The organism is Exiguobacterium sp. BMC-KP, assembly GCF_001275385.1.
Lineage (GTDB): Bacteria > Bacillota > Bacilli > Exiguobacteriales > Exiguobacteriaceae > Exiguobacterium_A.
In genome coordinates this window covers 1-665 of sequence record NZ_LGIW01000001.1, presented here as the reverse complement: position 1 = coordinate 665, position 665 = coordinate 1, and the positions used below count along the sequence as shown (strand labels likewise).

The 665-nt window shown below is 55.6% G+C and carries 1 rRNA gene; it reads left to right on the top strand.

Annotated features, from left to right (window positions below):
* A 23S ribosomal RNA gene (locus tag ADM98_RS00005) occupies positions 1–624 on the top strand; the annotation flags it as partial.
* Between the last annotated feature and the right edge of the window lie 41 nt (positions 625–665).

The following is a 665-nucleotide window of genomic DNA, read 5'->3' as shown; positions in this document are numbered from 1 at the left end:
GGAGGCGCCCAAAGGTTCCCTCAGAATGGTTGGAAATCATTCGTAGAGCGCAAAGGCAGAAGGGAGCTTGACTGCGAGACCTACAAGTCGAGCAGGGACGAAAGTCGGGCTTAGTGATCCGGTGGTTCCGCATGGAAGGGCCATCGCTCAACGGATAAAAGCTACCCTGGGGATAACAGGCTGATCTCCCCCAAGAGTCCACATCGACGGGGAGGTTTGGCACCTCGATGTCGGCTCATCGCATCCTGGGGCTGGAGTAGGTCCCAAGGGTTGGGCTGTTCGCCCATTAAAGCGGTACGCGAGCTGGGTTCAGAACGTCGTGAGACAGTTCGGTCCCTATCCGTCGTGGGCGCAGGAAATTTGAGGAGAGCTGTCCTTAGTACGAGAGGACCGGGATGGACGCACCGCTGGTGTACCAGTTGTTCCGCCAGGAGCATCGCTGGGTAGCTACGTGCGGACGGGATAAATGCTGAAAGCATCTAAGCATGAAGCCCCCTCCAAGATGAGATTTCCCTTTGAGTAATCAAGAAAGACCCCTCAGAGACGATGAGGTAGATAGGTCACGGGTGGAAGCATGGCGACATGTGGAGCTGAGTGATACTAATCGGTCGAGGCCTTGTTCTAGCAGATGCTTGTTGATGACTTCAGTTTTGAGGGCGCGAGCC